This window comes from Peribacillus sp. Bi134, from assembly GCF_918698065.1.
Lineage (GTDB): Bacteria > Bacillota > Bacilli > Bacillales > DSM-1321 > Peribacillus.
In genome coordinates this window covers 181,611-192,237 of record NZ_CAKKLN010000010.1, presented here as the reverse complement: position 1 = coordinate 192,237, position 10,627 = coordinate 181,611, and the positions used below count along the sequence as shown (strand labels likewise).

Here is a 10,627-nt window from a genome sequence, read left to right as displayed (position 1 = left end):
GTCATGGTTATGGTCAAGGGGATGGTCACGGTGGCGGTCATGGCGGTGGTCAATGGGACGGACACGGTGGCGGTCATGGCGGCGGTCAATGGGACGGACACGGTGGCGGTCATGGCGGCGGTCAATGGGACGGACACGGTGGCGGTCATTGGGAACACGGACAATGGATTCCACGCTGTAGGAGAGTATGGGTTCCCGGATTTGGTTGGACTTGGATTTGTAGATGGTAAAAAAAAGACAGCTTATGGCTGTCTCTTTTTTTGCTTTTTCTTCGTTTTGTCCATTAACTCCAATTACCAGTAGGCTTGTTTTCCTACTCCCCATCTGATTTTCAAATTCCTTCAAACTACATCTCTTCATATTATTGATTTCTATCGATTGAAAACCTTGATTTAACAAGTTAAACAACCCATTAGGACTTATTACCTAATGGGTTTTGTGGAAATAAGACTTTTTTACTCATCCTTAATAAGTTACAGAGAAGATAAGCAAACTATACCATATTGCAGCTGTACGGAATCTACCTTGGCTTACTAAGCTACAAATTAATCCAGGTAGTAAAAAGGATAAATGTATATCGCTTAATCAAAATGTAACGGGGTGATGTTTATGAGAATGAAAAAAGCATTAATAGGTCTCTCACTCTTATGTATGATTGTTCCTGGTATTGCCAAATCGGCTGATTCCGTTGCTGAAAATAATCGAAGCAATATCGTGGCAAATTGGAAATTCACAAAACAACATGTTAAAAGCGGTTCAATCGATAAAGGTAATTTAATTATAGAAGATACAAGCAAACATGGAAATGATTTAGAGTTAGTGACGATAGGGGATCCTGCCTCGCCTGAATTAAAAGATATGATTCAATGGTCCGAAGAAGATTATCATGATCAAGAAAAAGTGGATAGCTTGGAGTTCGCTAATTACGAAAACGCCCCTTCAGGAAGATATTTTAAAACCAAAAAGGGTTCCCCTATCAATTCGGAGGAATTCGATAAGGGGTTTACCATCGAAGCGGTGTTCAAGTTACCAAGCGATTCCAAGAATGCCATGGGGCTTTTTTCTAGACAAGGACAGGCAGCAGATCTTAATAAAATGGAAGGCGAGAAGAAAATCCTTTCTGCTTTAACTGTGTCCAGTGATCAAAAAATCCATTGGACAAGCCATCCATCTAATTTAAATTATAATGTAAGCAATTGGTCTCGTTCATTAAATGCTGATGAATGGTACCATTTGGCGGTTGTTAATGATGGTGACACGACGACTCTGACTTTGAATGGCGTCAGCGATTACGGAAAATCGGAAAAAGTAATCGGTATTGCAGCAGTTAAAGGGAAAGGCTGGAACATCGGAGCATCTGAGTGGGGAAATAAGTTTAATGCACTATTCAAAGGGAATATCCAGCAAATACGAATTGCCAATAAGGCTTTAACTGAAAAAGAATGGCTTGTACAGGATGCCCGTGACGATGAACCATTCGAAGGATCAAACAAAGCTTTACCCTTTCTAACGAATAAAAAGAATTATAATTTTCTATTTGTCCCGGATACCCAGAAATATTCAAGCCAAAATCCAGAGATTTTCAATAGCCAAATGAACTGGATTTCCAATAACACTAAGAAGAACAATATCATCATGAATACATTTGTTGGGGACATTGTCGATAGTGATTCAGAAAAACAATGGCAGAATTCCCTCGGAGCCATTTCCCATTTGGATAAAAAGGAAATTCCATATTTGATGGCGGCTGGGAATCATGACTATGCGGACGGCGATCCTTTCTTAACGCATTATGGGCCGCAGCGTTTTTTGAATAAAAAATACTATAAGGGGTCGTCTCACTCTGGGTATAGTTCATATGCAATCACTAAGGCAGGAAGTTATGAATATCTAATCTTGATAGTGGATATGAAAAATTTGCATAAGGATCTGGAATGGTCAAAAAAAGTTCTAGACCAGCATAAAGATAAACCGACAATCCTCGTCTCGCATGATATTATATTCCCGAAGATTAAGGATGATAAAACCATTGCCGTCGAATCTTCTAATGGCCGGGTGATTTGGGATGAACTCGTAAAGGACCATAATCAAGTATTCATGACGGTTAATGGACATTATTATGGGATAGCACATCGGGTAAAACAAAACTCAGCAGGAAATGATGTCATTCAAATGCTGGTCAATTACCAAACGAATTATCGAGGGGGTAATGGCTGGCTAAGACTTGTAGAATTTGATGAAAAGAAAAATGTATTGTTATTCCGGACCTATTCGCCATTTGTCGACGAAATGTCAAAAAAAGAAAAATCCTATATCGATTATAAATTTTTAACAGGTGAAAATAATTCATTTAAATTAGATTGGGACTTTAAAAAAAGATTTAATTTCAAGGCGGAAAAATCCAATTCCCCAGGTGTATCTGATTGACCTCATCAACCTGGGTGAATTCCTTTTTTGGGTGCCTTCCCTTTGTGTTTAGTCATACATCCTCCATGATGATTCAAGAATGCTGCGATTATACTAGTCTGTTTAAGGATCTTTCATGCTGCTTTTTTCATCACCGATTTATACTTTCCGAACCCATTAACGACAAGAACCCCAAATATAGCAATAGCGCCGCCAATGACTGAAAGGGTACTAGGGACCTCCTGCAGCCAAACCCAAGCGACAAAAATGGCAATTACAGGCTCAATGTATAACAGACTGGATACGGAACTGGCTTTTCCTAATGATAGTGCAACTGCCCAAGTTACGTAACCGATGGCCGCAGGGAAAACACCAACAAAAACCGCTGATAAATGACCTTCCATCGTTGCATGTTGAATTTCTTGAAATAGCCCAGGAAAAAATATAAAAAAGGGAATTGTACCAATCCATGTGAAATATGCTGTCAATTCAATCGGATTATAACGGCTGAACAGTGGCTTTTGGAAAACAAAAAACACTGCAGAAGCAATAGCCGACATCAGCACTAAAAAGGCTCCTTCAGAAATATTCAGGGAAGGGCCTGCAGTACCTAAAGTTATTAAGGTGATTCCTGTGAACCCTATTCCTAAACCGATCCATCCGAATAGGCCGAGGCGTTCTTTTAAGACGAAAGCAGCAATGATCGCTATGAAGACAGGTGCTGAACCAATCAGCATTCCAGCCGTTCCCGCCGAAACAGTTTGTTCCCCGAATGTCACCCCAATATGGTAAATACTAATTCCAATAAATGCAAGGATCGATATCCTCAACAAATCCGCTTTTTTCGGGAGTCGAAATTTCACCCCAGGCCATAGAGCATAAAGGACAAAAATCCCTGATGCTATAAGATAACGAACAAGTACCAAATGGCCAGCTGAATACCCACCATGCAAGCTTGCACGAATAGCGGCGAATGTAGATCCCCAAATAATAACTGTAATTGATGCCAATATAAATGCCTTAGTGTTCAAAATCTATTCCTCCCATGACCATTCACTATAAACTGAAGGTATCATGGATACGGGAGAACTTCAATAAATTTTCTATCTCACTGTGAAGTGGAACAGTAAAATAACGAATTTAAGTACATTCTGAGTTGTAACCATCGCTGAAGAAATTCTATTCCATTTGGGATTGGATTTGAGAACTTTGTTTAAAGATGGATCAGGTTTAAAAAGCATACTAAACCAAAGGTGCTTCGTATAGGAAGCACCTTTGGTTTAGACTGGAGAGAAACTCGATATTAAGATTGCCTATATTTTTTTGAGTGAGTGTAAAATATGAACGTTAATTTCCACTCCAGGCACTCGCTTTCCGCGGGCGGTCCGGGAGCCTCCTCGGCGCTCTTGCGCCTGTGGGGTCTCCCTTGGACGCGCTTTTCCCGCAGGAGTCTCGTACCTTCCGTTCCAATCAACTTTGTTTATAAATTCAAATGGAAACCCTTTTGTCTACAAACTTGTTTACAATTACCTTTTCCAAATTTAAGCTTACTTGAAATATTGGCTTGAGGCTTTTACACTGTAACCGTTTTGTGCTGTAATACTGAAAAATAACGTTTAAAGTGTAAATTTAATTAACTATTTTCTGGTTTCCAAGAAGAAAAGCGTCTTTCAATAATGCCTAATAATGAAGTAAGAATGATTCCCGTTATCGTAATGACTAACACTCCAACAAACATACGATCTGTTTGTAGATTTTGACCATTGCTTGTCAATTGATATCCGATACCAGCTGTCGAAGCGAATAATTCACCTACAACTACAGCAATTAATCCTTGGCCTATACCTAAGCGAATACCGTTTAAAAGGAATGGTACCGTCGAAGGCAAAGCAATTGTTTTAAAGATCTGAAATTCACTTGCATTAAATGTTCTTGCTGCTTTTATTAAGTTTTGATCTAATGTTAACATAGCTTTTTGTGCGCTCATCACTATTGGAAAGAAGGCCATCAAAAATACTATAACAATTTTTGATGCTGGTCCTATTCCAAATGCAATTATGATCACTGGTAAAAGTGCGACTTTAGGTGTTACATATAATCCTGAAATGAAAGGGTTAACTACTGCATTAAAGTTAGAATTCCAGCCAGATAACACACCAAGTGGTATTCCAATCAGTATTGCTAAAACAAAGCCTGAAACAAATTCGTAACCACTCACTTTCATATTTTCCCAAAAAGATACTTCTTGGACCATTAAAACTGCCGCTTGTGCAATTTCAACTGGTGAGCTAATGAACAATGGATTTATCCATTCGTTTTGAGAGGCAACTTCCCAAAGCAACAGGAATATTAAAACAGATGCAACACTGATAAAAAATGATTTTTTTTCTTTTTTTATTTTCTTCGCCTTTTTTATCTTGTGCTTTGTTTGTGTAAGTTGGATCGTACTCTTCGCCATTTTATTCTCCTTTCACTATATTATTTTTCTTTATTATCGAAGCCTTGTTTTGAAGACTCCTGCTCAATAATGGACCATATATGGTCTACAAACTCTAAAAATTCCGGGCTGCGCTTCACATGAAGATCTCTCGGTCTAGGTATATCAACATCAACAACCTCCACTACACGTCCTGGTCTTGCTCCAAAAACAAAAACTCTATCAGCTAAAAATACTGCTTCATCAATTTGGTGTGTAATAAAAAGACTTGTCTTTTTTGTCTCATCCCATATTCTAAGTAACTCACCTTGCATAAACTCCCTGGTTTGTGCGTCCAATGCCGAAAATGGTTCATCCAGTAATATTAAGGACGGGTTTACCGTTAATGCTCGAGCCAAGTTTACCCTTTGCTGCATCCCCCCTGATAATTCGTGGGGATAATGATTTTCATAACCTTTTAAACCGACCATTTCAATAAATTCCTTCGCCTCTTTCTTTTTCTCTGCCGTTATTTGCTTTAACAGTTCAACTCCATAGAGAACATTTTCCAATACTGTTCTCCAAGGTAACAGACTCGGGTTTTGAAAAACCATTGCCCTGTCCTTACCGGGACCATCAATTTTTTGCTGATCTAATAGAATTTCTCCCTTACTTGGCTTAAGTAATCCAACTACAGTATTTAAAAAAGTGGTTTTTCCACAGCCGCTCGGCCCAACTATACATATAAATTCACCATCTTTGATATTCAAGTTTATATTCTGCAGAGCAATCACTTCTGCACCAGTTTTATTGTTTACGTAAGTAACATCCAAAAAACGAGTAGACAATTTGAAATTTTCCAGTTGTGCATTTTCCATCTTACCTATCATCTCCTTTCTATCTAATTATTTTTTAAATGCTTCTTCTATATAACTATTTGTCCAAATAACATCTTCAGTAGTATCCTGTTTAGTAGAAACGCCTGACAACTTGCCGAATTCAACTAATGGATCCTGGGCATTATCCCAAGCTTCTTGATTCATTTCCCCATAGCCTTTAAAAGTGTTTTTCAATCCGATTAGTGATTCCTCTAGGATATCAACATCAATTCCATCAAAATAAGATACGATTGATTCGGCTGCCTCTCTTGGATTATTACGTGTGAATTCCATACCTTTCCCTATTGCCCGAACTACTTTCAAAGATGTTTCCTGATTTTTTTCTAAATATTCCTTTTTAGCAAAAACAGCTTCCCAGACCATATTCCCATACATTGGCTCTTCACTTGTATTGATTACGATCTCACCAACATCTTTACTTTCCGCCTGTAAACCCATTGGAGGCGATGCTATACCACCATCAACAATCCCCTCCTGCATACCGCCAATCTTCGATCCATCTCCTGCCAATTTGACAGTTTTAAGCGAATCGGGGTCAACACCATGCATTTGCATTAAATAGCGGGTGTATACGTCTCCAGAATCACCGACAAGATTTGTACCAATAGTTGCGCCATTCAATGAAGCCACTCTATCTTCAAATGATGAGTCTTTAGAAACATTCTTTTTCTTTTGATATTGTTTAGAAAGAGTAATTTGATAGGTTAGCGCTGAATTTAAAGATTGAATCGCCATTAATTCTTCACCTTTATCAAGAGGAGTAAACATACTTCGAGGACCCGAGACCGCAAACTGAGCTTCACCTGATAATACAGAAGCAATTACTTGTGCTCCTCCACCACCAGATACAATCTCTGCTTCAATTCCTTCTTTTTCAAAAAAACCTTGCTCGATGGCTACATACAATGGGGCAACTGACAATAACCGTGCAGGTTCCGTAAAAGTAAGCTTTACCGCTTTTCCTCCGGAACTTCCTTCTGTAGTTGTTTCGTCACTTGGACCGCATGCAGAAATTATTAACACCAAACAAATCAGAACGAACGCCAATTTTATCTTAAACATATTACTTACCTCCCTAAATCAAATATTTTTTACACTTAATTCACTATCTAACTATATTCCCCCTCTATTAATGTTTTGTATACAAAACATTATTTCATATACATATCAATTCTAAATCAGCTGTCCCATTTGGGTCAAATGTAATTTTGGAAAATTTAGATAATTCAGTGGATTACTGCACAAAAAAACACTCTTTTAGAATAATGAGTGTCCTTTAACTCTTAAGATACAATTTTCTTCTTCCGTAAAAATAACTCTTTTGTTCCATCCTTCAAATAAAGGAAAAAGACTTATTCTCAATCCATTAATGCTTCACCAAATTTAAACGTTTGCAATAAAAAAAGTGAAATCACTACTAAGAATATGTTTTTGTTAAGGTTAGCCCATTATAAACATAATCCCACATTGAATCATCATTAGGACCATCACTGGGTACTTGCACTGTACAAATGCCTTTGATTCCCCAGTCGATTTCAGTAACACCTTTTACCTCCGCTAGTGGATCAAGGAAGAGGATATTAAATTTCCCCGGTATCATTTCGGACAAGACGGATTGCAATTCAACTGCACCGTGAACCGAAACTGCCCCCCATCTAACAAATAAGACGGATTTGCTATTTGAAATTATTTCAATAAACTTATTTATTCGGTAATTAAGTTTTTCTTTGTAAGCAGGGTAAAGATGAGTCCAATCTTGATTAGGTATTATTGGGAAATCATGGACTGAAATAATATTATAATAGGTATCTTGGATAAAATACGCGTCTTGCTGCTTACCGCCTTCATCAGAAAAAACCGCATCTCCATCATCAAGATAAGAAGCGATGCCATCTACCTGCTTCATATTGTTTAAGTCCATAAATCCGACAAATCTGTTCTTCAATAATCTGCTTACATCCGGGAGTGAGTTAGATACAACCCAATCAAGAGGAAACGAAAACCGCCTCAAATTATGCACCCTTAAATTAAGAGAAGGTCCACACCAACTGCCTAGGCTAATGATTACATCATAAGATCCTTTTATATCTTGTAATTTCAATTCAGTCATCCTCTCTACTAATTTCCCTATTTCATCAAATCGTTTTGGTAGTTAACTAATTTTAATTCCAGTCTTTTTCACTTTGTTCCGGAATTATATAGACAATCCAGCCATAACGAATTTTCAGCTCTTCAGCCATTAGGCGGTTTCTTTATCAGGAAATGTACCTGTTACTAAGCGGAAACGGGCGTTAATTATTTTTTCTTTCAATGCTTGTACCTCCTTTTTTATATCTTATGAAGCTTCCTGGAAATCTGTATAGTACTTAATAGATTACTAACAGCCCTTTTTATGTTTCTGAAAAATAAAAGAAGCCCTACTTGGATAAAGTGGACCGTTGGGATCTTAAAGAAATATCGGGAATGCAAACAATATTAATGGAGAAGACTGCCTAACCTAAATACTGCCCCCTTTCCACCTTTTATCGTAGGGTCAATAACCTTTTTCGTAATAGTGCTGAAATCATGAATCTACCGAATAACACTAGTGTAGCGATATTGCATTTCAACCCGCTTTTCAGCTTTTGAATTCAACCAAGTTTTACCTACCCAAAAAACTTCATGTCTTAAAGTTTCACGCATTTTCCTAGCCAAGCTTGTAATTCCTACTTTTCATATATTTCAAGAGGCAAATCATCCGGATCACAAAAAAAAGTAAACCTTTTTCCTGTTAACTCATCAACACGGATAGGTTCGACTAAAATATTTTCTCTTTCTAACTCTTCAATAGCTTGATTAATATCTTCCACTTCAAAGGCAAGATGCCTAGGCCCTCTTGCTTCAGGATAACTTGGGCGATTGGGGCTATAAGGAAAAGAGACAATTCCAGCTGATATTCCCCTCCGACCATTAGATCCAATTTATAGGACTTCCTTTCTGCCCGATAGTTATGAAATTTCCCTTAACTGTAGCCAGCATCAGTAGATTGAAACACCCTTTTCAGAAACCCACCCATTGCTTCAGGTAAAAACTTCAGCAGCAGACTTAAAATATTAGTGGATAAGGGTGCAGTAAATATAGTTACACTGCTGGCATGACTTGGGGTAGCGGCATGACCTTAAACGAGAAGCTATGAAACTCAAAAGAGTATTTCAATAGGTGGTGAATCAAATTTTCCGAGTTATTACTTTCTTCTCATTGAAAAATATCTCAATTTATGTCAATTGAAACCAAATTTCGAGTTTGTTATCTTAGTTAATGAACCGGTTCATGACTATATTCTGTATGAATATTAGTCACAATAAAAGGAGAGATGAAACCATGACACAAGAACGTAAATCAACAAGCGCAGTGGAGCAGTATGCTAATCTCATCCCCATGAGCGAAATTGCTTCGAACGCAGATCAATTATTTCCTTTTCCAATCTTTAATAGTTTACGACAAAATACTCCTGTAAGGTACGATGAGGCTCGAAGCTGCTGGGATGTGTTTCGATATGAGGACGTACATTATATTCTAAAAAATCCAAAACTGTTTTCATCGGAACGAGGGTCTGGAACTCTTCAAGGAAGCATTTTGACAATGGACCCTCCTAGACACACGAAAATGAGAAACTTAGTGAACAAGGCATTCACTCCTAAAGCAGTGAAGGATTTAAAAAATAAAATCGAAGAGGTGACACATTACCTTCTCGATCAAGTTAATGAGAAGGGGACTATGGATCTCGTTCATAACCTTGCTGGTCCGTTGCCTGTCATAATAATTGCCGAATTATTGGGGGTCCCTGCTAAGGATCGGGATCTTTTTAAAACCTATTCTGATGTTCTCGTGGCAGGCGCCAAAGATAATTCAAATGAAGCCTTCCAAAGAATGGCACAAAAACGTAAGGAAGGAAGTGGGTTTCTTAAAGAATATTTCAAAAAAATAATTTTAGAGAGAAAAGTTAATCCTGAAGAAGATTTAATTTCGCTATTATTAGCAGCAAAAATTGATGGGGAAAAATTAACAGAAGAAGAGGTACTATCTTTCTGTGTTTTATTATTAGTTGCGGGAAATGAAACAACAACTAATTTGATTACAAATGCCGTACGCTATATGACAGAAGATAAAAACATTCAAGAACAAGCTAGGACAAACCTGCCTTTAATACCAAAATTGGTAGAAGAAACACTACGCTTTTATCCTCCAATACAGGCAATTGGCCGTGTTGCAAAGGAACATGTCAAAGTTGGGGGCAAAACAATCCAAAAGGGGGAACAAGTAATTTGCTGGGTCGCTTCGGCAAACCGGGATGAACAAAAGTTTGCAGAACCTAATCGGTTTACGTTAGAAAGGAAATTAAACCCTCATTTGAGTTTCGGGTTTGGTATTCATTTTTGTTTAGGTGCCCCGCTTGCACGTCTAGAAGCAGAAGTAGCTCTCGTGACACTATTAAGTACATTTGCAAAATTGGAAGGTGTAAAAGGGACTGAGCTGGAGGCGATTCCAAGTCCGTTCGTTTTTGGAGTGAAAAGACTTCCTTTAAAATTCACAAGATAATGAGCCTTGCTGCCTAAGAATATATAGATTAAGTAATACAAAAACCTATCAATAACAAAAAATGAAGTTTTTATAACCTAGTGACCTTTTAAAATTGAATATTTGGAAAGCATTTGTTGGAGAAGATGTTAAATCCTATATTTATCCAGTTATTAGAAATCACACTGTACTAGGTTGATAAAACCTTAATATATAATACGGAATTATGACCTAAAAAATACAGAAACAAAAATGGAAATCGAGTTTGTCTACATTTTTTTTGGCTTGTACAAATTTGAACCTTGATTTCCACTTCAGGCACTCGCTTTCCGCGGGCGGTCCGGGAGCC

8 protein-coding genes and 1 pseudogene are annotated in these 10,627 nt (G+C 37.8%); 3 read left to right on the top strand and 6 right to left on the bottom strand.

What is annotated here, in order from left to right; genetic code table 11:
• On the top strand, positions 1–230 hold a 230-nt coding region (locus tag LQ188_RS22750), incomplete at its 5' end, for a hypothetical protein (RefSeq protein WP_230178414.1).
• Positions 231–609: 379 nt separating this feature from the next.
• The gene (locus LQ188_RS22745; RefSeq protein WP_202190535.1) at positions 610–2,427 is read left to right on the top strand and encodes a LamG-like jellyroll fold domain-containing protein; all 1,818 of its coding nucleotides are present in this window, start codon (positions 610–612) and stop codon (positions 2,425–2,427) included.
• Positions 2,428–2,540: 113 nt separating this feature from the next.
• Here LQ188_RS22745 and LQ188_RS22740 read toward each other — a convergent pair whose 3' ends face one another.
• The 6 genes and pseudogenes from LQ188_RS22740 to LQ188_RS22715 all read right to left on the bottom strand — a co-directional run.
• Positions 2,541–3,437 (bottom strand): DMT family transporter, encoded by an 897-nt coding sequence (locus LQ188_RS22740; protein WP_101221607.1) that lies wholly within the window; start codon positions 3,435–3,437, stop codon positions 2,541–2,543.
• Positions 3,438–4,039: 602 nt separating this feature from the next.
• Positions 4,040–4,864 (bottom strand): ABC transporter permease, encoded by an 825-nt coding sequence (locus LQ188_RS22735; protein ID WP_230178412.1) that lies wholly within the window; start codon positions 4,862–4,864, stop codon positions 4,040–4,042.
• Positions 4,865–4,884: 20 nt separating this feature from the next.
• The gene (locus tag LQ188_RS22730; protein ID WP_063576690.1) at positions 4,885–5,700 is read right to left on the bottom strand and encodes an ABC transporter ATP-binding protein; all 816 of its coding nucleotides are present in this window, start codon (positions 5,698–5,700) and stop codon (positions 4,885–4,887) included.
• Between the two features lie 27 nt (positions 5,701–5,727).
• Positions 5,728–6,783 carry an ABC transporter substrate-binding protein gene (locus tag LQ188_RS22725; protein ID WP_230178411.1) on the bottom strand — a complete coding sequence of 352 codons (1,056 nt, stop codon included), beginning with the start codon at positions 6,781–6,783 and terminating at the stop codon, positions 5,728–5,730.
• A 355-nt stretch (positions 6,784–7,138) separates the two neighbouring features.
• A complete protein-coding gene (locus LQ188_RS22720; protein WP_363320611.1) occupies positions 7,139–7,831 on the bottom strand; it encodes a DUF1796 family putative cysteine peptidase in 693 nt (230 codons plus the stop codon).
• 595 nt (positions 7,832–8,426) lie between these two features.
• Positions 8,427–8,707, bottom strand: a pseudogene (locus LQ188_RS22715) (VOC family protein); the annotation flags it as partial.
• 374 nt (positions 8,708–9,081) lie between these two features.
• Here LQ188_RS22715 and LQ188_RS22710 point away from each other — a divergent pair.
• A complete protein-coding gene (locus tag LQ188_RS22710) occupies positions 9,082–10,299 on the top strand; it encodes a cytochrome P450 (protein ID WP_230178408.1) in 1,218 nt (405 codons plus the stop codon).
• Positions 10,300–10,627: the final 328 nt, after the last annotated feature.